Genomic DNA, 25,307 nt, shown 5'->3' with positions numbered 1-25,307 from the left:
GGTGTTTTATTAAATTGGTACAATTCTTACTACGTTGCTTCCCCTGATTATTACTGTTCCAAGTTTTCTGTTAAGTTCTTCTCCTGTTTCCTCAACCGACCCCATGACCATATTCATGTACTCGTCGTATCCTGTCAATACGCCTTCCAATGTCCTGTTATCCTTTAGCAATAACGATACTTTTTTGTTCAAATTCTCTTCCAATATTTTCATCGGTACTATCATTTTCATCCCTCAGTTATATTCCTCGCTGTCAATATCTTCCTTCCTCATTATGAACTGTATTAGTCCCCTAATGACGTCTTTCATGTCGTCAACCTCCTTCCTCAAACTCACAATATCCTTGTTTAGTTTTTCGATATCCTTTATGTTGGTTTCTCCTTTCATTTTTTCATCTCCCCAAATTCAGGCGATCCATAATCAGGAGCTATTTTTCGCATTTCGCTCCTGTTGCAGTTTTCACAGAAAAGAACGCCGTTTTTAAGTACAAGCACTTCTCTGCATCTCGAGCATCTAGATTTAAGAACACCAAGTCTGTTTCCATTTAGGGTTATTTCTAGGTTTTGACCTACCCTGATCACTTTTCCTCTTATTAGATCTCCTATATGAACGGTCTGAGCTCTTCTATCTTCCTTTTTGTAGTCCTGCATGTTTCTGATGTATCCGTCTGCCATATAATTTTCAAGTATTCCATTTTGTTCTATTCCCACAATCTGGATTGAAACCTGTCTTGAATCATTTTTCATTATTTTACCATAGACAATATCTTCAATCCTCGGTAGAATTCTCTTTATTCCATTATCTACGCTGGCAACAAGCTCTTTATCATTCTTCTTAACTTCTCCAGAGGTAGCAGAAATTATTCTTGAGTTTTCCTCAAGTGTGTTTTTTCCAGGTAAATATTCTTCTGAATAGGCCAGAACATCTCCAGGAATAACATAAGTAGTCTTTTCTTCTCCCATACCAATCATTTCTGAATTTGTTAAATCAATTCATGTTATTAATGTTTTCAATTTTTCATTATATTTATTGCTTCCCAGTATGGGAATTATAAACTGTGCCTATTTTGATCCCATGATGAAACGACTGAATTTGTTATTCAGACAACAGGAGCAATCATAAAGATATTGATTAATGAAACAATTATGAAAAGGGCTTGTGGGGTAGCTAGGATATCCTAATGGCCTTCGAAGCCGAGGACCCGGGTTCAAATCCCGGCAGGCCCGTAAGAAAATTAAAGTTAAAATTAAAGAAAAACTGTTGGTATGCCCATTAAATTTCCAAAACCAGGGTTTTTATTGAGATTGTTATGAAATGATGGGTTCAGGTAATATTTAATTTTAATTTATAGAGAAAACTCATTTGACTTTGTTCCCATTTAACTGAAAATAATTAAATATTAAAAAATTATAGAAAAAAATAGAAATCTTATTCAATACTTAAAAAATAACCTAGTATGAGTGATGACTTCTACGTTGAAGGGGAAGAAAAGTTTGGAGCGATATCATCTCATTTCTATAACATATCCAAGGTAATTCCTGTCTTTAGGAGGTATAATAAATTTGTTTTAAATGATCTTCTATCTTATAAAATTTCAAATGCAATGGATGTGGGCTGCGGAACGGGTAATATGCTTATATCTCTATGGAATTTAAACCCTTCAGCAACATATCTAGGTATTGACCCGTCACCGGATATGATAAAAATTGCAGCATCAAAAGCTAGGAAAAAAGGGTCAACAGAAAAAATTAATTTCAAGCAGGGAAGTAGCAGAATGATACCAACAGATTCCAAGTTTGATATGATTTACGTAAGTATGAGTTTTCATCACTGGAAACAGAGGAATGAATCCATTATTTACCTTATGCAATTTCTAAAACAGCAAGGACATATAAACATTTATGAACTTCAGCCTCAGAAAACATTCTATAAAAGAATCGCAAATAGTCATACAATGAGTGAGGAAAAATTTAAAGAAATTGGAAGCGAATTAAACCTTAATTTTAATATCAAAAAAGACAAAGAATTTATTCGTTGTTCATTCACTCAAAAGATTGAGTAGATTACTTTTCCTGCTTTTCCATTTTTTTCCATGCTCCCATTCCTCCCTTCAAATGAGACACATTTTTAAACCCATTTCTTAAGAGAGTGGCTCCAGCAGCTCTACTTCTGTGTCCTGTTGCACAGATCAGAATATATTCTTCGTCAAAGGAAAGATCCTTAGTTTTTTTCTTTATTTTACTTAGTGGTATCAAGGTTGCTTCCTTTATATGGCCCGCCTCATATTCTCTTTTAGTTCTGACATCTATAATTTTAGCATTCCCTTCATTTAATTTAGTTTTTACCTCCTCTGGAGATAGTTCTTTTAAATTTTGAGGTGTCTTGAAGAAATCCATTATAGACATAAATAGCAATCCCTAATCAGTATAAAATAAAATCTCATAAAAATAAGAAAAATTATCTTAAGGAAAATTTAAATAATGTTTTTACGGTAATTTGTAATGTGGAACTATGAAAACATCTAATGTCGAAGTAATATGTCCAATGATCACTCCATTTGACGGTGAGGGAAAACCTTCAAGGGAAAACCTGAAAGTATTTCTCGATGACATGAAAGAATTTGGAATTAATAAAATATTTCCGCTCGGAAGCAACGGCCTTTTTAATTTGATGACTCTGGAAACAAAAAAATCTTTTTTGAAAATGATTCAGGAAGAGGCTTCAAATTTTGAAGTACTGGTAGGAGTTGGCTCACAAAACACCGAGGAAGCACGGGAGATGGCAAAATATGCAGAAGATTTGGGATTTGATAAGATAGTCCTGCAACCTACATACTATAACAAGGCAGAACAATCATGGATAATAAGGCATTTTGAGGCGGTGTCAGAGGTTTTCTCAGGAAAGTTCTATATTTATAACATTCCGCAGTTCACAGGTTCAAGAGTTGAAATAGATACAATGAAATCTCTTGTAGAAAATATTGGTAGAATTGAGGGTATCAAGGACTCATCAGGAGACATAAGATTTTTTAACGAAGTTGCAGCCAATTTTTCTGATAGTTTGAAGGTGTTTCAGGGGCAGGATGATCTTCTACTACAGGCACTTTCTATAGGTGCTAAAGGAGGAGTTTGCGGAACCACAAATATAAATCCACTGGTTACAGACGTTTATAAATACTTTGTAGATGGAAATATATCTATGGCAACGAAGACACAGAGAATATTCAATCAATTCTTTAAAATGGTTAATGAATATCCATTTCCATCAATGGTCTATGCAGCATTCTACAGGAAACATAACATAAAGGGAAAATTACCGGACCCAATTACCACAATACCAAGAATTGTAGAAAGTAAGATCATGGATGTGCTGAATTATACAACTCACATAGAACCTCAATAAAATTCAATTTTACCAATAAACTATTTATATAATCTTAAGTTAACGTTTTACTCTGTGAAGGAGGAGAAAAGCATGGACAAAACAACATATGTCAAGTTTGAAACTCCCGAGTCTTTAGAGAAAAAGATTCTGGAATTAGTAGAGAATTGCTATAGAAGTGGAAAAATCAAAAAAGGTACAAATGAGGTTATAAAGTCAATAGAAAGGGGGGAAAGCAAGCTCGTTGTAATAGCCGAGGATGTAAACCCACCAGAGGTTGTATACTTTATCCCTAAGTTATGTGAAGAGAGGAAAGTACCGTTTGCCTATGTGAAAACAAGATCCGAACTTGGATCGAAAGTAGCAATAGGGTCAACTGCTTCAATTTCAATTACAGACGTAGGGAAGAATGAGGAACTACTCAAGCAGATAACATCAGAAGTAGCAAACCTCAATAAGTGAGGTGTATTAAATGTTAGATGATGCAACACCAGCTGAAGTAGTTGAATTAATGGGTAGAACTGGTATGACCGGTGAGGCTACTACTGTTAAGGTTAGGGTACTGGCTGGCAGGGATCAGGGAAGAATTATAGCCAGAAACGTCCTTGGTCCTGTTAAAGTTGGAGACATATTGATGCTAAGAGAAACCGCCAGGGAAGCTAAGAAGCTTTCAATGAGGTGAATTTTATGGTCAGCAGAGAGTGCAGTTTTTGTGGAACAGAAATCGAACCAGGAACTGGAATGGTTTATATTAGAAGAGATGGAGCTATCATAAACTTTTGCAGTAAAAAATGCAGGGTAAATCAAACAAAGCTGAAAAGAGTACCAAGAAAAGTTAAATGGACAAGAGAATACCAAAATTTAAAGGCCATAAGAAAAGCATCAGAAGCCCACAATCTTGAACAGAGCAAACAGGTCGAAAGCGAGCCTGTAAGTACAGAAGTTAATAATCAAGAAGGCAGTCAATAATGGCAGCAGAAAAAACACTTATTTTAATAAAGCCTGATGGAGTTAAACGAAGACTGTCAGGAGAAGTAATAAAAAGGCTTGAACAAAAGGGCATCAATATAAAAGGACTCAAGTTGATGAAATTAAGTAAGGAGAAAGCTGAGAAACATTATTCTGTTCACAAGGATAAGCCATTTTTTAATGATCTTGTTTCTTATATTACAAGTGGTCCAATAATAGCGATTCTGGCTGAAGGAAACAGTGCCATATCAGTCGTAAGAGGTCTGGTTGGCGCAACGGACGGTTCAAAAGCATCACCCGGTACAATAAGAGGGGATTTCTCCATAAGCATTGATAAGAATATAATTCATGCTTCAGATTCTGTAGAATCTTTCAATCACGAATATCCAATATTCTTCAATAGCAGTGAAATTCTCGATTTTACCTATGGGGATGAAAATCTATTCTGAGGTGTAATATTATTGTATGGAAGCCCTCAGACAACCAATTGTTTGTGTTCTTGGTCACGTTGATCACGGTAAAACAAGTATTTTAGACTCCATTAGAGGAACCTCCCTCATGAAGAAGGAGTCAGGAGGTATCACACAAAGGATTGGTGCAACTGAGATCAGTATCCAGCGTATTATTGAGATTTCAGGAGGAAAGATTTCTTCAAAAATGTTCAAGATTCCAGGCCTTCTTTTTGTTGATACTCCTGGTCATGTTGCCTTTGCAAATATGAGGACAAGGGGAGGTGCTCTGGCTGATATAGCCATACTTGTAATAGACATAAACGATGGTATAATGCCTCAAACGGTTGAGTCTATAAATATTCTTAGAAAATTTAAAACACCTTTCATAATAGTAGCCAATAAGATTGATACACTGGCTTACTTTATTAAACCAGAAAATACGAGCTTCTCAGAGTTCCTAAAGGAGCAAAGACAGGAATATATTGATGAGTTGGACAACAAATTATATGCTATAATAAATCAACTGTACCAGCACAATCTTACGGCAGATAGATTTGACAGAATAACTGATTTTACCAAAAATGTTTCCATAGTGCCGTCAAGTGCAAAATATTCCATAGGAATACTCGAAATTCTCATGACAATCTCAGGATTAGCACAAAGATTTCTTACACCTTCAATTGCACTGATAAACAACCTGGCAAAGGCAAATGTCCTTGAGATAAGAAGGGAAGAGTCACTGGGAATGACTCTGGACTCAATTCTATATCAGGGAAAACTAAAAACTGGAATGGCGGTATATGTAAATACATCAGAAGGCCCGAAGGAGACAAAAATTAAGGCACTGTTCACTAATGTTTCCTCAAAATCAACAAAGGTTACAGAAAGAAGTGTCGTAAACTCCGCATCTGGGGTAAGAATTGCAATTTCAGATAAGCTTGATGTGATTCCTGGCACAACCCTAATCGAAGCCAAGGGCGACATAGACTCCATAATCAAAGAACTGCAGGAGGAGAGTCAGGTAAAGATAGATCTGGATGAACATGGTATCACGCTGAAGGCAGATACTCTGGGTTCACTCGAGGCAGTTGCATTTGAGCTTGGAACCCGTGGTATCAAGATTCGTTCAACTCAGATAGGTGAAATAAGTAAGAGAGACCTGATTGATGTCTCAACACTCCCCGATCAGATGGATAGAATTCTCGCGGGATTTAATGTTGATCTTTCAACCGACGCTAAAAATAACTTAATGAACTATGATGTTGCAGTTGTTGCTTCAAAGGTTATATATTCACTCATTGAGGAAATTGAAAAATGGTTGAAAAATAAGAAGGAGGAGATGGACGAGGAAAGCAAGCAGGGTATGCCGATTCCATCAAAGCTGGTTATAATGCCAGAATATATTTTCCGTGCTGCAAAACCCATTATAGTAGGAGTAAAGATATTATCTGGAAGGATAAAGGTAGGGGACAACATGATAAGGGATGATGGCAAGTATGCTGGTACCATAAAAAGCATAAGAGATGGAGAAGTCTCAAAAAGATTTGCTGAAGCTGGCCAGGAAGTTGCCGTAGCAATTGATGGAGTTACCCTTAACAGGCAAATTTCTGCAGATCAGCCTATATACGTAGACATAACTGAAGATGTAGTAAAAAAACTTAAGGAAAGATCACTGGACGAAAAAACGATGGAAACGCTGGAAGAAATTATTAAAATAAAGAGAAAAGAGAATATTTTCTGGGGAACGAGAGTATAGGATTCATGCACAGGACTGCTGCTGGATATTTAAGTAATATTATAGATCAATCCACTATAGATTCGTAAACTCATAAGTTAGAAATTTTGGGGTCTTGTAGAAGCATGAATCAGATTTATAAGAAAATTAAAATGATCGTAATAATCAGGATGGCGACACTACCAGAAATAGTAATATTGTTATAGGCTGGAGTATAATTATAGGCAAAAGCAAGTAAGGGAAGCAGAATTCCACCTTTTATAACAGTACTGCCAGTTATAATCCCTGCAACACTCTTTGAATCATTTCTCTTTATAGAACTCTTTATGACCACTATCTCAGGAATTGAGCCTAAAATACCTGGTATAATATATCCTGAGTTGACCTCTCCTATATTCAAATCGATCCCCATGGAAGCTGTGCCCCGCGATAGGTACAGTGAAAAAACTAATATGCTAACTACAAAGATGATAAGTTCCAGAATATTGGTCCCAATAACCTGTTTTTCTTTCTTATCAACTTTCACTTCCGTAATTCTTTCTTTACTGCTAAGATAATAAAATGCGAAAAACGAAATACCTATAGTTACAATGGTTAAAAGTAATATTACCGGAACTTCTTCCATATGAAGTACTACTAGGAGAAGAATATAAACTGGGGCTATTAATAAAAAGGGAGCGTATCTTTTTTCAATCTTAGTTCTGGAAAATTTTAGAATAACAAGAAAAATCAACAGGGTAACAACAATGGATCCTACAAGTGTTCCTATGGATATGCCTGGATATCCTTCTGCAATAGAGCTAGCCGATACAGCAATTTCATCAAAACTTGTTAGAAATGAAAAGAGTGTCAGTCCATAAAACAAACCCGGTTTCCTTCCAGTGATCTTTTCAATCTCTTCGTACAATTCATCAGAACTCATGTCGAGTCCAAAAATTATCGCAATAATGAAAATTATAATAATTACTGGCTCCCGGGTAAAAAAAACGATAGAACCAGCAATAAGTAATACAGCTAAAATTAAGAAATTTTGTTTACGGTTCATTACCAGCTTTAAACAAACTGAGTTGCAGCTGGCTGGGGTGCATTACTTAATGACACTTTTGAACCACGCTCGTGCTTTACGAACTGAACTTCTTTAGGATTCAACTTTTCCTTAATGTACTGAAAAGCTATATCTGCCTTTTCTGGATCTCCACATGTGAATAGGTCCAGCGCAATCATACCATACTCTGGCCAGGTATGGAATGATATATGAGATTCAGCTAGTAAAACGATACCGCTTGCACCTACTGGTTCAAATTGATAGTAATCCGATGAAATTTTTGTGAGGTTTCCAACCCTGATGGACCTCTCAATTATCTCCATCAAATTCTCTTTTCGCTCCAGAAGCTCTGGTTCTATACCATACATGTCTGCTAGAATATGAATTCCCACGGCCACCTTCATCGTCCTCCATCATTGCACCTCTTTGTGTATGAACTAGTCATAATTTCTTATTATTTAAATATTGATACATGTTGATCCACTTTTTTAAATTCATCATAGTGAATAAAAACTATGGACAACTAACCTTTGTTCGAATATTTTGACTAATATACTTTCAATATTATATTTTAAAGGTTGTAAGATTGGTTTTCACATTGGGAAATTTTTCCTTGAGTGCAGAAAATTCCTCAAAATTTAGGTTAAGGGATTCAGCGGTTGTGTATATCTTTGAGTCTAGTCCTCTATTTGCGCAATCAAAGGCTCCGGCAAGAGGTGCGAATATGTTCACGTCAATCTCACTGGAAAGTATGGAATAGGCACCTTCTCCCATTACAAATATCCTGAAATTCTCTCTCTCGGTTTCTACTAATTTTATTATTCTATCTCTGATTATTTCGGAGTTGTTCTCATTTAGATTCTCTATAGTCTCTATCCATACTGTCCCAAAATTAATGTTTATTATACCCTTTATGTCCCTTATTCTCAGCTTATTTCCTGCCTTTGCACTTTCGACGGCAATGGCTTCTGCCTCATTATTTTTGCTTTGTTTACATGCATGCAGAAACCCTCCATCCATATGAAGGTAAACAATTTCTCCGGCTTTGAAATTACTGTCACTAATGCACTCCCAGTCAGTTGATTTAAAAATGATGTCAGTCCCCTCAACAACAAAACCTTTTAGCAATTTCATCACAGAACTCAGGTATTCATATCCCTTAGGAGTGATCTTAAAGTCCTCAAGAAATCCTTTTTCTTTCATAGTAGTTATATAATATCTTACGCCCTGGAGTGTAATTCCAAGATCTTTTGCCATTAGAGTGAGGTTCGTTTCCCCTTTCAAGATTTTTATGAATAAAGATACCTCATTCACATTAATATCCTTCAAGGAGATTGATGAATCCATCGACCTTAATGGATCTCATTGTATTAAAATATTTCTTAACTCGGGACTAAGAGGGGATTTAGATTTAACTCTATATATTTTAAATAGAGGATATATGCAATTGACTTAATATTGGGACAAATTCTTTTTATACCTTAAAAAATGAAGTGTTAGGTTCAAAAATGTTAGGGCTTGCAGAAGAAATGGAAAATCAGAAAAAAGAAATTGAAAGTTTGGTGAAAGATAGTGTGTTCTTTAGAGCGATGAGTAATTACAATACCAGTCTCATGGAAAGAACACTTAGGGATATATCAGAATACTGGGTCCTCGTAGGAAAGCCAGATATAAAAGTAATAGAAGGATACGAAGAGCAGGACGTAATTAACCGTCTTGTTGAAGAAAACTTATTGATCAAAATGAATGATACTGAATATCCAAATTCCTATCTTTACCGAAGTGCACCGTTCGACGTAGCCCGATCTGAAAAGGACACATACATATGCACACGTGGTTCTCATGATGATGTGGGACCAACAAACTACTGGCTTAATACTGATGAAGCCATCGAAATAGCAAGAACAAACCTCGAAGGAGCGATGAAGGGAAAAACACTTTATATTGTACCATACTGGCTTGGACCAATAGATTCTCCTTTTGGGCAGGGTGGGATAGAGCTTACAGATAGTCTGTATGTCGTTCTAAACCTTATGAAAATAACCAGGGTAGGTAGGGTTACTGCAAAGCCAATAGCCTTGAGCAACTCATACGTTCTTGGAATGCATGCTACAGCAGATCTTAACCCAGAAAAGAGATACATTTTGCATTTTCCAGACGAAAATGATGGAATGGGAACCGTGATAAGCTTCAATACAAATTATGGAGGAAATGCTCTGCTTAGCAAAAAATGCCATGCACTGAGAATAGCTTCTTTCAGGGCAAAGAGAGAGGGATGGATGGCTGAACATATGATGATGATTGGAATAAGAGAACCTACTGGAAGGATGACCTATATTTCTGGGGCCTTTCCAAGTTCAAGCGGCAAAACTAATTTGTCTATGCTACAGCCTCCCGATGATTTTCTAAAGGCAGGATGGGACACCTATCTGGTAAGTGACGATATTACCTGGATGCATCCTGTAAATGGTCAACTTAGAGGAATAAATCCAGAATATGGTTTCTTCGGAGTTGCTCCGCACACGAGTTATAAAACAAATCCAAGGGCAATGGATGCAATCAAAAGAAACACTCTATTCACGAACGTTGGAATCGACTCAAGAAAATGTCCATACTGGGAAGGTATGTCAGAGGTGCCCGAAGGTCTTATTGACTGGAGGGGGAAACCTTTTGATGGAACGGATAAGGCCGCCCATCCCAACTCCAGATTCAGCACTCCAATAAAGGAATACAGAAATCTGTCTCCTGACTATGAAAACCCAAATGGAGCACCAGTAAGTGCTTTCCTTTTCGGAGGAAGGAGAAGTGATCTTATGCCACTTATAATGGAAGCCAGAAGCTGGGATGAAGGCGTCCTCTTTGGCGCAATGCAGAGGGTAGAGACTACTGCAGCTGCAATTGGAAAGGTTGGAGAGTTACGAAATGACCCAATGGCAATGAGGCCATTCATGCCCTATAACATGGGAGATTATTTCAAATATTATCTAGAAATGGGAAAGAAACTTGAAAAACCACCTCGGATATACAATGTTAACTGGTTCAGAAAAAATGAAAGTGGGGGATTTTTATGGCCAGGATACAGCCAAAACATGTACGTGGTAAAATGGATACTGGGAAGGGTAAATGGAGAAATAACAGACGCTGTTGAAACTCCTATGGGTTATGTACCTTCACTGGATTCATTCGATTATGGAACGATAGATAAAAACACCATGAATCAATTACTCCTTATAGATAGGAAAGGATTTCTTGAAGAACTTAAAACCGTAAGGCCATTTTTTGAATCTTTTGGAAGTCATTTTCCAGATGAACTGTGGGAGACATATTACAATGTTAAGTCAAGGCTTGAAAAGTGGTAAAATAAACAGAAAAGTAGAGTTTTCAATTTATCAAACTTTCCCTTATCTAGAAGCTCTGGCTCTTCAGAGAAAAATCAACAGCGAAATGATAAATGGCTCGGGTAGGGAATCCATAATTATATGTGAGCATGAGCCTGTTTATACCTGTGGTATTCATCAGGATGGGAACACAACAAATCTGGAAGGAGTTTATTTTATAGAAAGAGGGGGTGGAATAACCTATCATGGACCTGGACAGATCACTGCGTATTTCATGATTAACCTTAACCAGAGGGGAATAAACATTCTTGATCTGATTAACTTTGTTCATGAAGTAGAAATCCAGTACCTGGAGCAGCATGGAATAGTTGCACATTCCAGACTTAAAAAAGAAACTGGAGTGTGGGTTGGAAATCATAAAATCTCTTCTACAGGTTTTGCGCTTAAGGGTGGGTTTACACTTCATGGCATCGGGCTAAACGTTAACACAGATCTTCAAAAATTTAGCCTTATTAATCCATGCGGCTTTGACTGGTCAGTGATGACCTCAGTTTCTAAACTTAACGGTAAAACATACCATATGGAGGAGGAAAAAGGACTCTTTCTGAAAATTCTTAAAGAAAATTTAGGGATATAATAAAAATATTTTACTGATATCAGTGAGCTATGGTTTGTGACTGTTCTCTCAAAAACTGCTGCAGATAGTAGAATGAGCCTGTACCTTTTCCACTGATTCCACTAAGCTTCCATCCAACAAATGGCTGTGAACCAACCATTGCCCCTGTGGAACCTCCTCTTTCTCTGTTTGCATATATTGTTCCAACCTCGACCTCATCAAAATATTTCTGAATCTCAGATGGATCTTCAGTAAATATACCTCCAGTAAGTCCGTAATCAGATTCATTTATCCTTTCTATAGCCTCATCCAGGTTCTTTACCTTAACTATTGCAAGGAAAGGTAAGAACAATTCATGTCTAATTATATCGGAATTTTTTGGCAGATCGGTAACAATTGTTGGTCTCACAAAGTTTCCAGGACCTTCAATAACATTTCCTCCTGATAAAATCTTTCCATCTTTTCTGGCTACTTCTGAATATTTCTTAAATTTCTCAACTGCCTCCTTATTAATCACGGGTCCCATGTAAGTCTCAAGTTTCTTTGGGTCTCCAACGATTAGTTTATCAGTCGTTTCCTTAATCTTTGTAAGGAATTGATCATAAACTTTCTCTTCTACATAAGCAATTGAACAGGCACTGCATTTCTGCCCAGAATACCCAAAGGCTGCTCTATAAACACCATTTACAGCCTTGTTAATATCTGCCTTAGAAGTAACAGTGATTGTATCCTTTCCGCCCATTTCCGTAATAACCACTTTTGGCCTATCCTTAGTTGCATTCTTAAATATACTTATACCTGCATCGCGGGATCCCGTGAAAAGTATTCCTGATATATCCTTATGAGCTGTTATATACGGTCCAATCTCACTTCCTTTTCCAGAAATAAAAGCAATGTTTTCAGATGGTACACCTGCCTCAATCAGCGTTTTCACGTATAGGTAAGAAGTGAGTGGTATATCACTTGACGGCTTTAGCAGTACAGAATTTCCTGTAATCAATGGTCCAGCAACCATACCGGCAGTTATGGCGTAGAAATTAAATGGTGCTATTACGGCAAAAACACCATATGGTTTCATGTAGGACATACTTTCCTCATTTTCATATCCCTTTCCGGTAAATCTTACAAAACCCTGATTTTCAATAAGATTCAGTGCGTAATACCTCAGGAAGTCTATCCCCTCATCCACGTCTGCCATTGCCTCTGTTCTGTTCTTCCCATTTTCATAAGCAAGCAGTGCAGAAATCAGGAATTTATCTCTCGACATTAGATCAGCAGCCTTCAGCATTACTCTGGCCCTATTTACATACCCTGACTTGAACCATGACTTCTGTGCCTTTTTAAGCATGGAGATTGCCTCATCAACATACTTCTGTGAACCAGCCTGGAAAATACCTATCTCCTTCCCATCCACTGGGGAGGTATGCTTAATCTTATTACTCTCCTCTACTTCTTTTCCTATAATATTTTTGTATTCTTTTCCAATATATTTCTTTGCTTCCTCACAGGCTTTATCATACAATTCGTTAAATTCTTTTTCCTTTCCATTTTTTACATATTTAACATATGTAACTTCATTTTCGAATGGCATACTTCTAAATGTTTGGATCATACATAAATATTGCATCATTTTATACAGAACTGAAAAACCAGTGATATTTTTCTTATTCCAATCTCTATTTTATGGTTATTTTTTATTATCTCGGAACAGATGTTAGTCTTGATAGGGACTTATCATTTATGCAAGAAATTTTATTTCTATTGGAATCGAATACAACATTGCCTGATTTTCTAGAGGAAATTAAAAGTCTAATCAAGAAATACACAATATATGAAATTTCTAGAAAAATTCGATCCAGTATTGCTTACATTCATTCTTGCATCTACATCTGTGGTTCTTTCTATCTTTATACTTTCTCTGGTACTTAATTCTAATATTTTGCTTATTGCTTCAAAGATTGCCTTTATTGTAGTTTTAGTTATATTTTTGATCTCCTCGGTATTATGGATCCTAAAATATATTACCCGCACTGGTTCCTTAAAGAGAGATTTAATATCAAGTACAAATCTCAGTATCTCCGGACTCCTATCAGTAATATTTTATGCGTTTGGGTTTTTCTATATAACATTCTTCGGTAAAAGTAACAATATCATGGGGATTTTCTCATTCATCTTCATATTGGCTTTTATCTATTCGCTTATAATAAACGTAGTATTTGATTACAGAGTTTTTAGTGGAAAAATAAGGCAGGGATCTCTCACCTTCGTAAATATAATACCTTCTATTGTAATGGCCGGGGGCATAATTCTATCCTCAGTTCTGGTTCCAGATCTAGAAGGAAGTGAGTTCAGCTATCTCATTATGACCATAGTATATCTCACAATGATGGGTTTTGGTATATCAATAATGCAATTTTTGTTTATAGCAACATCTGTTTTTCATTCATACCTTTCAGGAGGTAAACCAAAGAAGGAAATTCCATTCACAATGCTTCCCGTTGGTGGTCTCAGTATGTTTGTACTCAACTTTTTGCTTCTCCCAGATCTTGACCTGAGTCATAGTTTTCAATTTCCCGAGGCAATTTTATTAGAGATCTCAATTATGATTTGGGGCGCAATCCTTCTGTACCTGATCATAGCCTTAAGTTTCCTGGTTTTCACAAAATTTGATAAATATACTTCATCTCTCTTTGCCTATGTCTTTCCAGTGGGAATAGCAGATTTTGCAACTTATCTCCTGTGGAATAGTACCCGAACATATTTTTTTAAATTAGGTACATTGGTTATCTCATTTCTAGTATTCCTGCTGTATTCCTTTGCATTAATAAAGAATTTTAGCTTTAGGATAAAAATTAATTCATTTAAGTAATCCTAACTAATAATATTTTTATATATTTTATAGTCCCATTCCGTCGTCAACTGTCAGTGATTCCCCATTTATACCAGCTGAAAGAGGGGAAAGTAGGAACGCAGATACATATGCTATCTTCAAAGGGTCCATTACCTTACCATCGTTGAAGCCAAATGGAAATATACTCCCAAAATTATCATCTTTACCAACTGAACCTGGCAGTACTGAGTTAACTCTGATACCATTTTTCCGCAGTCCAGACGCAGTTATTCTTGTCATTTCTTCAATTGCATATTTTGAAATGGTATATCCTGAATGATTCGCTCCAAACAGATGCCTCGATGCGCCAATATTTACCATACTTGAGCCTGGGTCAAGTATGTCCTTTAAAGTGTATATCAAATTATATTGAGTCATAACATTCAACCTGAAGAATTTCATTAAGGTATCTGGTTTCACAACCTTATTATCAGCTGGTTCCCAAGTTCCAACATTGTTAACTGACCCATTTATGACTCCGCCTTCTTTTACTATTCCCTCTAAGGTTTTTCTTATTTCTGTGACGTCTTCGAGATTGCATTTCTCTATCTTTATGCCCTTATCAACCTTTTCAGAAGGAAAAACTCCACTTCTTGAGATCCCATAAACATTGGCTCCAAATTTTTTAAGCAATCTTGCGGTAGATAGACCCTGACCTGGACCAATTCCTGCTATCACGTACGTCTTTCCATCGAAGTATTCTTCCAGTATTCCCATGAATATCCATATATATTGATCTATTTAAAAATCATCTATCCTCTGTCAAATCCAGCATGAATTTATTAAAATTCAACATGGTAAGAGAACTCATATAGGATCTTTCCACCTTTTTTCTGGTGGATTTTCTTATTACTTTTCTAAAATCAATCTTATCGTAGACTATCTCTTCCAGAAATAAAAATTGTGCTGGAGCCAGCCTTCTCACTCTATATTCGTATGAAAATGGATTATCTGGCGTTTCCTTTTCTCTGGCCCTTTCCATGGCATATCCAATCATAAATCTGATCTGGTTCCACAGGAAGCCATTTGCCACAAATGATATGTATCTAACATTATTTCTCTGAAATTCATTAACCTCTGTTACTGTTCTTACAGTATTTCTTCCATTTAATTTACAAAAATTAGAAAAATCGTGTTCGCCCTCAAATTTTTTGAGGTCGTCGATATTAATAAAAGGGAATATTCCAGTTTCAGGAAGGAGATAGATGTATTTCTTAAAAGTAACCTTACGCACATTGAAATCATCACACACCTTCGTGTATTTATGGAAGTAAATATCTTCCAGACTCGAATTCAATATTCCAATTATATCCTCAACATTTCTATCAGAATCTATGGTACAAGTATTCATTATTGCTGATACCCCACGATCTGTCCTTGAGCAGCATCTTAGATTCAAGCCTAGTGAATTTTTATTCAATATCTGCAAAATGCTGTCTTCCACACTTCTCTCACCGGTACCTCTCTGAAAACCTGTAAATTTTGTTCCGGCATAGGAAAATCCAAGAAGATATCTCACACTCTGAAATTTTAGGATGTTAATTAACCCTTATGTATCTTCTTTCTCTGGATTAATATTGGGATGGAGCACCAAGCTTTATAAAAATGTTATAATGCGGTTATGTGTGGAATATCGCAGGATCAGGTATAGCGGGTTCATATCTTTATGGTAGGATGAGGAGAGAAGGATATGAAGTACGAATATTTGATCCAAAGGTTAAGGATTTTTACATACCATGCGGATTTGCAACAAATAAGAATCTCTTAAGGCCCTATCTCAATAATCTGAATATCGAAATGGATCAGGTTTTAGAGGTTGAAAACGTAAACGTGGAAGTAGCAGGTAATAATTTCAATCCAATACAGGCGGAAAATGTTGGTTTATGTACAATTAACAAAATGAAGATGGAACAGTTGATGTGTGGTGGAGAAGTACTGCAATCAGCTTGTCCTTCAAATCCAGATCAGCCGATCATTGATGCCACAGGAATCTCAAGGTTTTATCTTCCCGCAAGCAGAAATGACAAAAAGATGTTTGCCATTGAAAAGGTGAGCGGAAAATCAGAATACAAGGGATTTTATTTCTATTTCTTTCCAGAGGGAAGAGGATATTTCTGGTCCTTTCCACTGAGGGACAGGTATCATATCGGGGCAGGTGGTATAGATTTAGATGAAGTGAAATCTCATATAGAAAGGTATGAAGCTATCCGAACAGTATCAAGAAGAATAAGGATGAGACCCATAAATGAAAACATAACTTCAGGCAATGTGTTAGGAGTTGGAGAGAGCATCGGATATATATCGCCACTTCTGGGTGAAGGCATAATTCCCGCACTGGAATCTGCAGAAGCACTTTTCCAAAGCATAAAAAAGAGCGATGACGTTAAAGAAATATCTATTATTTACAGGGACAGAATAAGTAAGCGAATGAAGGAATTCGAAAAGATCGCAAATTTGGTGGAAAATGTTCAATCAGGAAAGATAATCACACCATCCAATATTTTTTCACTGAAGCTGGCATTGAATGAAGTAAAGAAATTTGGCTTCTCCCTAAGCCTCAGGAAAATTCTCGCTCATTTCCTATAGTATACCACCATCAACAGGAACCATGGAATCTGTAGTCGCCCCAAATGTATCCTCATCCAACATTGCTATTAGCATGTTTGCAACGTGTTCTGGAAGCACCTCTTTCCTGAGAAGGTTTCCCTTCTTGTATTCATCAGCAGTAATTCCTTTAGCTTTTGCTCTTGCCTCAAGAACACCATTTTCCCATATCTTAGAGTTCTTGAATATTTTGTCAGGATTTATGATATTTGATCTGATACCAAACTTACCTCCCTCCTTTGCAATATAATGAGACAGCTGTGCGGAAAATGCCTTGGTTGTCCCGTAGGATATCATACCAGGTCCAGGGTTGGTAAGGTTCTTTGTTATGTTGAAAACAAAATTCCCACCAATTCCCTGTTTTTTCATTATTTTGAAAACCTCCTGAGAAATTATGAAGGGGGCAAGAGAATTAATGTTGAAATGTAACATGAGAGTATCCAGCTGAATATCCTCAATGTATTCTGATTTCAGTACTCCTGCATTGTGGAACACTACATCCACACCTCCATACTTATCCCGAATATCTCTAATCATTTCTCTTACTCTCTCAGTGTCTGTGAGATCAATTTCATAGCCCAGAGTTTCAGTTCCAAATTCATTGGAAATTGATCTAGCAATATCGATGACTGACTTTTCCTTGTCAACACCAACAACATTGGAGCCATTTTCAGCAAGTTTTCTGAAAGCTTCAAGTCCAATTCCATTGGCTGCACCGGTTACAATACTAACGGTACCTTCAAGTTTCCTGGGTTTAAATTTTTTCAGTTTTGCCTCTTCCAGTGGCCAGTATTCCATATCAAAGGCCTCTTTTCTGGAGATAAAAGAGTGTTTTCCAAGTTTCTCTGCCACAGAATTTACTCTCATTGAATGAACAAACTGGTCCCTGATAATTGAACATTCCCTGTACGTTCTTGCAGCTGTAATGATTCCAAAACCCCTGATCAGAATAATAGATGGGAATGGATCATGCATTGGGAATTCTTTTATGTACATCTTATATTCTTTTTCGTATTTTTGTGAGTATTCTTCAACTTCCTTACTAATGTCTTCTTTTCCTGTGAGATATAAATAATCATACTTCGTACGTATAAGCATGTCCGGTGTAGCAGGTCCACTCTCCCTGAATATTTCCCCCTCCTCGGAGCAAGCAATTCTTATTGCCTCATCTGATCTGTCCACGAGAAGTATTTTCTTATAGTTTTTAGAAACAAGCCCCCTAATTTCCGGGAGTTCCTCATAGGCAGATTCATTTCTCTTAAATTTTTCACTAAATAGGGGTTGCTTAATTGTTTTTGATATATACTGTCTGGCTCTGTTAACAATTTTTATATGTTTTTCATAACTTTCATCCGCAGTCTCACCGAAAGTAAATAGACCGTGCTTCGACAGAACAATGCCATCAACATCAGGGGTTATTTTATTCACTATGTCCAGAACCTTCTTTGCAAGCTTGAATCCTGGTGGATAATAATCTAGAATTATTACATTACCAAGTATCGCCTTAATGTCCTCGTTTTTCAGGTTTGAATTGGTAAGCATGAGTATATGATCTGAGTGGGAATGATCAACATAAGTATAGGGTATAAATGCGTGAAGAAAAGTTTCAACGGATGGAGAAGGTTCAGAGGAATTTATCATGCTCTTCCTTAGATAACTCATCATCTCTTCATCGCTCATTTCTTCAATCGTTCGTGCATGCAACAAATCCTCCATCCTGACACCAGTGAAACCTCTTCTGTCAATGGTAGCCATGTCAGAACCACTGCCCTTTACCCGGAGAATTTTTATAATTCTTCCTGCATGATCTGTCTCCAGTACCTTCACACTCGCATTTCCTCCACCGTGCAGAACAAGTTCAGAATCATTTCCAAGCTTTCTGGCACTTTCAACCCTAAAATCTATTTCATCCAACTCTATCACCCGTTAATTCGATTATTGGTCTTCCCGGTAATGGAACCTTGCCTTTGCCATCTCCGTCATACTCCTCTATGATTACATCTGTGGAAAAAATTTTTTCCAGTATACTTTTGAATTCTGAAATTGCAGTCATTTCATTAACATCCATGTTGAGTTTCCCACGATATTTCTTCACGTTTCCAATAATTGATTTCATAGACACATTGAGATCTCCATTTATTATTTTCATTGTTTCTTCTTTTATCTTCTCATTGCATACTGTTATTTTAATTTCCGAAGGTTTAATTTTTGTGACCGACTGAATTGATCTTATATCGTCAGCAAGAGATGTAGTATAGTCAAAGTTTCTTTCACTTTTCATTTCATTATCTGAAATGGCCTCTATGGACATTTCACTATTTGAAACAAAACCACTCCCCTCAAATTGACTCCATATGGATTCAGCCATGTGGGGAACGACACATGATAATACCTGAACCCATTCCTTTCTGACCTCGTGAACAGCAGTGCCTATATCCATTCCCAGACTTCCAAGCTGATTCATCTCTCTCAGAACTTCGTAGACCATTTCCACATAGGCCCCTCTTATCTGGAATTTATCCATTTTCTCATAGTAATTTCTAAGATGGTGCTTGAATTTAATTTTAAAGATTTCAGTATACTTATCCTTTTTTGAGTTGTTTCCTTGCATATTAAGTGTGTTCCTGATAGTTTCATACACTCCTCGTATATTTTCTATTTCAGCCTCGTTCCAGTCAAGCACCGAATCCACCTCGGCAACAAGTGCCACATACAATCTGAAAAGATCTGCCCCGTACTGCTTAACCACGTCAAGAAGGGAAACAGCATTCCCTTTACTTTTTGAAATCTTAGCACCATTGGATATAACCATTCCTATGATTGAAATTCCTCCAGGCTGGTAGCGGTCTCCAAGTATCGCCCTGTGATTCATGAGATAGAATACAAGATGGTTGGACATATGTGAAGCTGAGGTAATCCTCTGATCAACGCCATACCAGTATTGAAACTCCTCTTTCGCCTTTTCAGATAAATCTCCAAGCTTCTCTGGAATTCTTTCTTCCTGATCATTCATTACATAATCAAAGAATTCATCATCTATTTCTTTTGTTACATTTCCATCTATTAGATGAGAAAATGTATAGAACGCAGGGTAGATTGTTGAATCAGATAGAGATTCAATAACCCATGAAGGATCCTGGGGAAGAGGTGTTCCAAGCCCTCTTTTCCTGGCACATGCCCTTTCTTCGATCCAATCGATGACGTCAAACATGTTTTTCCTGTAAAACTCGGGAAAAAACTCCATTCTTGAAACATTTTCCACAGTATGTTTTTTCCAAACCTCATCGGAATAATCTATGAACCACTGGTCGTGCATTATGGAGACAATTACTGGCTTTCCATCCCTGGTCTTTGCCGGCCTTGAAGGTTCATAAAACAAAAACCCAATACCTTTTTCAAAAAGCTTCGAGTTCATTACATCTCTTGCATCTTTTACGCTTTTACCTCCAATAAATGGTAAATTATTGACCATAGTTCCATCATAAAATTCGTCCCTGTAAATCTCTGTATTCGCTACTGCTGGATCATCAAATTTCTTCAAATAATCTGAAGCTTTTGACAATCCAGACTTGGCCGATATTATATGAATAGCTTGAATATCAAGGCCAAGGCTGTGGATAAAGCTCAGGTCCATAACGGAATGGCCGGGAACACTATACACTACACCGGTAGCCTGCTCAGGATTGATTCCATGGTTTGAGTAAACGTTCACTATATTTTCTGCAAAAGGAACAGTATAAGACCCCTTCAGTAACTCAACAGTAGTAACTTCTCCAATTACCTCTGAATCTTCGAACTGTAATAGAACCTTTTTTGAAGCATATTCTGAAACAACTATTATCTTATCATTGATTCTTATTTTCATATATTTAGAATCAGGGTTGATCCACAGGTTTGTAACAGCAAAGAGGGTTTCTGGTCTAAGAGATGCAGCTGCCAGATAATAATCATCAGTGGTATTTTTGAAAAGTACCATAGAGAATTTTTCAATGGATACCTTGTTGGTGTCACCGTCTTCAATATCATCTTCTCCAACTGCATTTCCATCTTCTGGACTGTATAAAACAGGATGGCTTCCCTGTTTTAGCAAATTCAGGTGTCCAAGTTTTCTGAATTGCCACTGAACAAATTTGCTATAAGCCGGATCTATTGATCTGAATGATCTTCGCCAATCAATAGAATAACCTAATGCCATGAAATCTTTTGTAATTTTTGAGGCAAAGTAGTTAGCTACATTCAGCGGGTCCTTGAAGCTTTCTATAATCTCATTAATACTCTCGTTATTTTCATATTCTGATATATACTTTCTATATAGGGAAATTGTCTTCTCTTCTCCACGTTTAATCTTTTCTGAAATTGAACCTATTGGAGTACCACTTTCGTGAAAACCCATTGGAAAAAGAACATTATACCCCATTAGCCTCTTGTATCTGCCCATAATATCTGCTAACGTGTACGTTCTCCCGTGACCTACGTGAAGAGGCCCACTTGTGTATGGCCACGGTACAGTTATGAGGTACTTCTTTCTATGATCAGGCTCAGAATTAAATATCCCACTTTCCTTCCACTTGTCCTGCCATTCCTTCTCTTCACTCATTTGGATCATTCAACTATCAATACTGCTGCACCTATGGTGGTTGTCCATTCATCCTCCTTCAAAACCACTGCGGTTGAGCATATGTTCTTAGTTTGTAGAATTCTATCTTTCAATCTGTACTCTTCATTCTTGCCATCCCACACCAGCTGATCCTGTTCACCAGTGGTGCTTGCAAGCATTTCAGCTGCTAACTTCTCAGCAAAAAAGCCAGCTTTTTTTTCCGTTTCCCCAAAACTGTGGTGTTCGCTCAGATACCCCCATCTGCTCCTATCTGTAGGAATTGCATATCCGATTGCAGAAGAAAGCATTCTGTTCATTTCATTTGAAGCGTTCCTTGCAAGTACAGTAAAGAGGATTTGTCCAGGATTCAGATAATTCAATCCTTCCTCCCTGCTTACTATCTGAGCACCAGGGGGGAATATGGAACTCACTGCGACGATGTTAAACTGGGCTATTCCTGCATCTCTGAGTGCCTCCTCAAAGGATCTTAACATGGTATCTCCTCTTCCGACACCTCTGGTGAAAAAAAGCTTACTCGGTACTAAATTGGTCATACTAAGGTAAATACTTTCACAAAATAAAACTTTAGTTAGTATAAGCTCAGTTCTGGTTCCTAAACATCCACTTTCTTTATTTACAGGTCAAGTGTTATATCAAAGAATTGGTCAGAGGTCTTACCACTGTTTGTTGTTGCTGCTTTTGGAATAGCGTTATAATTTCTAACGTTTAGGCACTTGCCATAGATGATCTCCAGATTGTTAGAGTCCCCATTAAAACTTATCTTTTTCATCTCAACTGGAAATATGTCCTTTTCTTCCATTAAAAAAATCATTTCATTAAAAAGATCGATAGCTAAAAATTTGTAGCTTAACTTACAATCGATTGCAATATTAATAGTTTCAAGTTCTCCCCATTCCAAATCTTCCGATCTGCCTAAAACCGTTTCCTGAAAACTCTTTATAATTGACGTTACTATTTCATCAATACTGCTGTAAAAAAATCTTATAGTTGTATCGGCTTCGTGATCAACAATTTTAAACATTATAAAAAATAGGATTAATCTTCTGGTTTGTCAGAAGATATCACTGGTATGGCTTCGTTGAGATTGAGTCCAATCTCATCCTGTGAAAGTTTCCTGCCTATGCTCTTCTCGTAGAAGTTTAGTATAGACTTCTTTTCTTCCAGTGTGTACTCCCTGAAGTACTTTTCCTTCTTCAGGTTCTTTCCCGTTCTCTCTTCATATGTTTTAGCAGGAATTGAATACTTTCTCTGCGTTGCATCTCTGTAGAGCTCAGGTATAACATTGAAAGCACAGAATGGAACAACCCTTCCATCAGGCATTGCATAATGGATATCGCATCTTTCAACTCTGTCCACATCATATGTGTATGGGTCCATGAAGTGCATGAATCCTATGAACATACTCTTGTAGTGGAAAGCCTTTAATCCGTGGTAATCTCCCTCAGTAAATGCGTTATATACCATGTCCTTTATACTGAAATCCTTCGGTGCCTTTTCATAGTCCACGAATTTCTTGAGACTGGCTAACAGTTTTGCTGCTGAAGTTACTTTCCTAACAGTCTTGAATGATGAATCCTTTATATCATCCGCAAGTTCACCAATGTACTCGAACATTCCTCTTACATCTATGAATCTGGTTATTGGAGTAATCTTGTCTCCTTCCTTGAAGAGATAAGTTCCCATTCCACAGGCAAAATGTATTGAAAGTTTGTACATATCCTTTCCTTTTAGCTGCTCAACAAAGTTTGAAACCTTTGTAGTAGAAGGAACTGTGAAGAAGTCTTCTCTTCCGATCATACCATCAGTCTGTTGCTCAATCTTCTTTATGCATCCTGGTATGGTGACTCTCTGTTTTTCTCTCATTCTGTCTGGCATTCTTCCTACCAAACTTACTGGCTGGAAGTTTACTGCCCTAACCGAATCGATGTTAGAAAGACCAAATCTGATTGTATCACCAAGGTACATATCATTTATTCCGCCTATAACTGTTGGAACCAGAACCACTCCCATTGGAGCATTCTTGTAATTCTGTAATGCGGCCGGAATCTCCCAGAAATTCTTTGGGTTTGATCTTGGGGTCGGTCCATCAAAACTCGTATAAACTACGTTGGAACCAGCTTCTCTTATCTTCTTCGGGAAATCTGGGTCAAAGGCTGCTCTTACACTGTTCGTGTTCAACTGTATGTGTTCATACCCCTCTTCTCTGGCTATTTTGATCACATCAAGTATGTCGTCTCTGATTGTTGGTTCTCCACCTGTTATTTGAACTGCATTAGCTCCTACTGGTTTTTCATTTCTCATCCTTCTTAGCATCATTCTGACCTGGTCCTGTGATGGCTCGTAAATTGGCTCATTCTCTTTTGCATAGAAGAAACAGTACCAGCAGGAAAGGTCACACCTGTTTGTAACTACTACATTTCCGAGTCCAGTATGTGACTTATGTTTTACGCAAAGTCCGCAGTGTGTAGGACAAACTATTTTTGACTCAAGGTATGCAACGTGTGGGTTTAATATCTTAACTCCGGGATCCTGCCATTTTTTGGCTTCCTGGTACATATCGTAATCTTCCCAGTATTTCTCCTTTGTTATTCCATGCTCAGCGCATTCCTTTATTAACTTTACTTCTCCAGCATTTTCATAAACTATGGCTGGAATTCTCATCTGGTCGAATTTCTCATCATCAACACATATTGGGCACAAGCTTTCTGTAACCCTTATTAGCATCATGTCATCTGAGATAAGGTTCCTCATGGCACCTATAAACTCATCGACGGTCTTGAACGGTGCATTCTTGCTTATCTCAAAGTCACTGGCAAATCTGACTTCGGGATATTTATTCCTTTCTTCCATTGCAATCAATTTTTTTTCACCTTATTTCTATTGTAGACATTCCAATATTAAAAGAGTTTTGTAGTTTTGGGAACTACTTTATCGGAATATGGTTCAGCTTATATGTCTATTTTTTATTAACAATGGGTTTAATTGGGTCAAATCTTTTTATTTATTCTGTACAATATAAAGATATTTTTGGATAAAATGTCCTAGGATAAAATCACATCAGATCTCTATTATATAATGAAATTTAAAGGGCTTTTTGCTTATTGATATTACTGTAAGTCGTTCTGTTTATTTCACTCTTAGAACTACAAAAAGGGGATTTAACAACTGTTAAAAGTTGAGTTCTTTTAATATTTTAATTGAATAAAATGGTATGATAAAGCTTTTTTAGGTAAGGTTGTTAACGTTTATTCTCAACGTGTGTAGAGATTTTTAGGACAAATATTTATAAACTGAATAAACTTAATGAAACATATTTAATGGCGGTTCATTATGGCAGTTCCTTATAGAATAACAATTAGATTATCAGAAGATGATATGGATAGAATGGAAAGACTTTTAGACAGATATAATTATGAAAGCATATCCGAGATCATCAGGATTGCACTAAGAGAATTTCTCGAAAAAAATGACGATGAAGGAATTAATAAAAAAGTTGAAGTTCAGTTGACAAGGAAAATGGTAGATGACCTAAACTCATTATTGCAGAGAGGAGAAGCTGTGTCCATTGATGATCTAATTAGAAGCGTGTTGAAAGAATATACCAGAAATAAAATTAGTAACGAGAGCGAAAGTTTGGAACGGAACAAAAAGGATTGATA

General features: G+C 36.9%; 27 protein-coding genes and 1 tRNA gene. 13 read left to right on the top strand and 15 right to left on the bottom strand.

The features are described from left to right. Nucleotides 1-9: 9 nt before the first annotated feature. From CSP5_RS06380 to CSP5_RS06375, 3 genes are read right to left on the bottom strand one after another with little or no spacing between them, the layout of a single operon-like run. Nucleotides 10-225, bottom strand: coding sequence for an LSM domain-containing protein (locus CSP5_RS06380; RefSeq protein WP_077076453.1), 216 nt, complete (start codon nt 223-225; stop codon nt 10-12). A gap of 9 nt (nt 226-234) precedes the next feature. Continuing rightward, nucleotides 235-387 carry a hypothetical protein gene (locus CSP5_RS09790; RefSeq protein ID WP_021788930.1) on the bottom strand — a complete coding sequence of 51 codons (153 nt, stop codon included), beginning with the start codon at nt 385-387 and terminating at the stop codon, nt 235-237. Next, nucleotides 384-971 carry an exosome complex RNA-binding protein Csl4 gene (locus tag CSP5_RS06375; RefSeq protein WP_077076452.1) on the bottom strand — a complete coding sequence of 196 codons (588 nt, stop codon included), beginning with the start codon at nt 969-971 and terminating at the stop codon, nt 384-386. The genes CSP5_RS09790 and CSP5_RS06375 overlap by 4 nt, the downstream gene beginning before the upstream one ends. Nucleotides 972-1,152: 181 nt before the next feature. On the opposite strand from CSP5_RS06375, the gene CSP5_RS06370 reads away from it, so the two are divergent. Next, nucleotides 1,153-1,226, top strand: a tRNA-Arg gene (locus CSP5_RS06370). A gap of 230 nt (nt 1,227-1,456) precedes the next feature. Continuing rightward, entirely contained in the window at nt 1,457-2,062 is a 606-nt protein-coding gene (locus tag CSP5_RS06365) for a class I SAM-dependent methyltransferase (RefSeq protein ID WP_148689942.1), read from the top strand. Between the two features lies 1 nt (nt 2,063). Here CSP5_RS06365 and CSP5_RS06360 read toward each other — a convergent pair whose 3' ends face one another. Further along, nucleotides 2,064-2,405 carry a rhodanese-like domain-containing protein gene (locus CSP5_RS06360; RefSeq protein WP_021788933.1) on the bottom strand — a complete coding sequence of 114 codons (342 nt, stop codon included), beginning with the start codon at nt 2,403-2,405 and terminating at the stop codon, nt 2,064-2,066. 106 nt (nt 2,406-2,511) lie between these two features. On the opposite strand from CSP5_RS06360, the gene CSP5_RS06355 reads away from it, so the two are divergent. The 6 genes from CSP5_RS06355 to infB all read left to right on the top strand — a co-directional run bounded on the left by CSP5_RS06355 (nt 2,512) and on the right by infB (nt 6,558). Next, nucleotides 2,512-3,402, top strand: a complete 891-nt coding sequence (locus CSP5_RS06355; RefSeq protein WP_148689941.1) for a dihydrodipicolinate synthase family protein — start codon at nt 2,512-2,514, stop codon at nt 3,400-3,402. Nucleotides 3,403-3,474: 72 nt separating this feature from the next. Beyond that, entirely contained in the window at nt 3,475-3,843 is a 369-nt protein-coding gene (rpl7ae, locus tag CSP5_RS06350) for a 50S ribosomal protein L7Ae (RefSeq protein ID WP_077076860.1), read from the top strand. 10 nt (nt 3,844-3,853) lie between these two features. After that, entirely contained in the window at nt 3,854-4,063 is a 210-nt protein-coding gene (locus CSP5_RS06345) for a 30S ribosomal protein S28e (RefSeq protein ID WP_021788936.1), read from the top strand. Nucleotides 4,064-4,068: 5 nt separating this feature from the next. Continuing rightward, entirely contained in the window at nt 4,069-4,350 is a 282-nt protein-coding gene (locus tag CSP5_RS06340) for a 50S ribosomal protein L24e (RefSeq protein WP_021788937.1), read from the top strand. Then, on the top strand, nt 4,350-4,799 hold the full coding sequence (ndk, locus tag CSP5_RS06335) for a nucleoside-diphosphate kinase (protein ID WP_021788938.1): 450 nt from the start codon (nt 4,350-4,352) through the stop codon (nt 4,797-4,799). Before CSP5_RS06340 ends, ndk begins: the two co-directional genes overlap by 1 nt. Before the next feature lie 16 nt (nt 4,800-4,815). Next, nucleotides 4,816-6,558 (top strand): translation initiation factor IF-2, encoded by a 1,743-nt coding sequence (gene infB, locus CSP5_RS06330; protein ID WP_077076449.1) that lies wholly within the window; start codon nt 4,816-4,818, stop codon nt 6,556-6,558. 115 nt (nt 6,559-6,673) lie between these two features. Here infB and CSP5_RS06325 read toward each other — a convergent pair whose 3' ends face one another. From CSP5_RS06325 to CSP5_RS06315, 3 genes are all read right to left on the bottom strand, one after another. Further along, on the bottom strand, nt 6,674-7,582 hold the full coding sequence (locus CSP5_RS06325; RefSeq protein WP_148689940.1) for a hypothetical protein: 909 nt from the start codon (nt 7,580-7,582) through the stop codon (nt 6,674-6,676). An 8-nt stretch (nt 7,583-7,590) separates the two neighbouring features. Then, nucleotides 7,591-7,926, bottom strand: coding sequence for an adenosylmethionine decarboxylase (gene speD / locus CSP5_RS06320; RefSeq protein WP_241810796.1), 336 nt, complete (start codon nt 7,924-7,926; stop codon nt 7,591-7,593). 220 nt (nt 7,927-8,146) lie between these two features. Further along, complete coding sequence (locus CSP5_RS06315; protein WP_077076446.1) at nt 8,147-8,929, bottom strand: hypothetical protein; 783 nt, start codon at nt 8,927-8,929, stop codon at nt 8,147-8,149. A 161-nt stretch (nt 8,930-9,090) separates the two neighbouring features. On the opposite strand from CSP5_RS06315, the gene CSP5_RS06310 reads away from it, so the two are divergent. After that, the gene (locus CSP5_RS06310; RefSeq protein WP_145983979.1) at nt 9,091-10,941 is read left to right on the top strand and encodes a phosphoenolpyruvate carboxykinase (GTP); all 1,851 of its coding nucleotides are present in this window, start codon (nt 9,091-9,093) and stop codon (nt 10,939-10,941) included. Further along, nucleotides 10,913-11,557: a lipoyl(octanoyl) transferase LipB gene (lipB, locus tag CSP5_RS06305; RefSeq protein WP_171970458.1), complete on the top strand. Its 645-nt coding sequence runs from the start codon at nt 10,913-10,915 to the stop codon at nt 11,555-11,557. Before CSP5_RS06310 ends, lipB begins: the two co-directional genes overlap by 29 nt. A 19-nt stretch (nt 11,558-11,576) precedes the next feature. On the opposite strand, the gene CSP5_RS06300 is transcribed toward lipB, so the two are convergent. Continuing rightward, nucleotides 11,577-13,127, bottom strand: coding sequence for an aldehyde dehydrogenase family protein (locus CSP5_RS06300; RefSeq protein WP_077076444.1), 1,551 nt, complete (start codon nt 13,125-13,127; stop codon nt 11,577-11,579). Nucleotides 13,128-13,367: 240 nt separating this feature from the next. Here CSP5_RS06300 and CSP5_RS06295 point away from each other — a divergent pair, with 240 nt between their 5' ends. Further along, the gene (locus CSP5_RS06295) at nt 13,368-14,405 is read left to right on the top strand and encodes an SLAC1 family transporter (protein ID WP_077076443.1); all 1,038 of its coding nucleotides are present in this window, start codon (nt 13,368-13,370) and stop codon (nt 14,403-14,405) included. 27 nt (nt 14,406-14,432) lie between these two features. Here CSP5_RS06295 and CSP5_RS06290 read toward each other — a convergent pair whose 3' ends face one another. Together CSP5_RS06290 and CSP5_RS06285 are read right to left on the bottom strand one after the other, a co-directional pair. Then, nucleotides 14,433-15,143 (bottom strand): SDR family NAD(P)-dependent oxidoreductase, encoded by a 711-nt coding sequence (locus CSP5_RS06290; RefSeq protein WP_021788948.1) that lies wholly within the window; start codon nt 15,141-15,143, stop codon nt 14,433-14,435. A 31-nt stretch (nt 15,144-15,174) separates the two neighbouring features. Continuing rightward, the gene (locus CSP5_RS06285; protein WP_148689939.1) at nt 15,175-15,945 is read right to left on the bottom strand and encodes a tRNA pseudouridine synthase A; all 771 of its coding nucleotides are present in this window, start codon (nt 15,943-15,945) and stop codon (nt 15,175-15,177) included. Between the two features lie 104 nt (nt 15,946-16,049). Between CSP5_RS06285 and CSP5_RS06280 the strand changes: the two genes are divergently transcribed. After that, nucleotides 16,050-17,012 carry an NAD(P)/FAD-dependent oxidoreductase gene (locus CSP5_RS06280; RefSeq protein ID WP_021788950.1) on the top strand — a complete coding sequence of 321 codons (963 nt, stop codon included), beginning with the start codon at nt 16,050-16,052 and terminating at the stop codon, nt 17,010-17,012. Here CSP5_RS06280 and CSP5_RS06275 read toward each other — a convergent pair. From CSP5_RS06275 to tes, 5 genes are all read right to left on the bottom strand, one after another. Beyond that, nucleotides 17,007-18,944, bottom strand: a complete 1,938-nt coding sequence (locus tag CSP5_RS06275) for a bifunctional aldolase/short-chain dehydrogenase (protein WP_021788951.1) — start codon at nt 18,942-18,944, stop codon at nt 17,007-17,009. The genes CSP5_RS06280 and CSP5_RS06275 overlap by 6 nt on opposite strands. After that, nucleotides 18,937-21,627, bottom strand: coding sequence for a leucine--tRNA ligase (gene leuS / locus CSP5_RS06270; protein WP_171970457.1), 2,691 nt, complete (start codon nt 21,625-21,627; stop codon nt 18,937-18,939). The genes CSP5_RS06275 and leuS overlap by 8 nt, the downstream gene beginning before the upstream one ends. Before the next feature lie 5 nt (nt 21,628-21,632). Next, nucleotides 21,633-22,181 (bottom strand): pyruvoyl-dependent arginine decarboxylase, encoded by a 549-nt coding sequence (locus tag CSP5_RS06265; RefSeq protein ID WP_021788953.1) that lies wholly within the window; start codon nt 22,179-22,181, stop codon nt 21,633-21,635. A gap of 80 nt (nt 22,182-22,261) precedes the next feature. Next, entirely contained in the window at nt 22,262-22,669 is a 408-nt protein-coding gene (locus CSP5_RS06260; RefSeq protein ID WP_021788954.1) for an archease, read from the bottom strand. A 14-nt stretch (nt 22,670-22,683) separates the two neighbouring features. Next, nucleotides 22,684-24,399, bottom strand: coding sequence for a tetraether lipid synthase Tes (gene tes / locus CSP5_RS06255; RefSeq protein WP_077076858.1), 1,716 nt, complete (start codon nt 24,397-24,399; stop codon nt 22,684-22,686). Between the two features lie 579 nt (nt 24,400-24,978). Here tes and CSP5_RS06250 point away from each other — a divergent pair. Continuing rightward, nucleotides 24,979-25,305, top strand: coding sequence for a ribbon-helix-helix domain-containing protein (locus tag CSP5_RS06250; protein WP_021788956.1), 327 nt, complete (start codon nt 24,979-24,981; stop codon nt 25,303-25,305). The last annotated feature ends 2 nt before the right edge of the window (nt 25,306-25,307 follow it).

Source organism: Cuniculiplasma divulgatum (assembly GCF_900083515.1).
GTDB lineage: Archaea > Thermoplasmatota > Thermoplasmata > Thermoplasmatales > Thermoplasmataceae > Cuniculiplasma > Cuniculiplasma divulgatum.
This window is presented reverse-complemented; position numbering and strand designations above follow the sequence as displayed.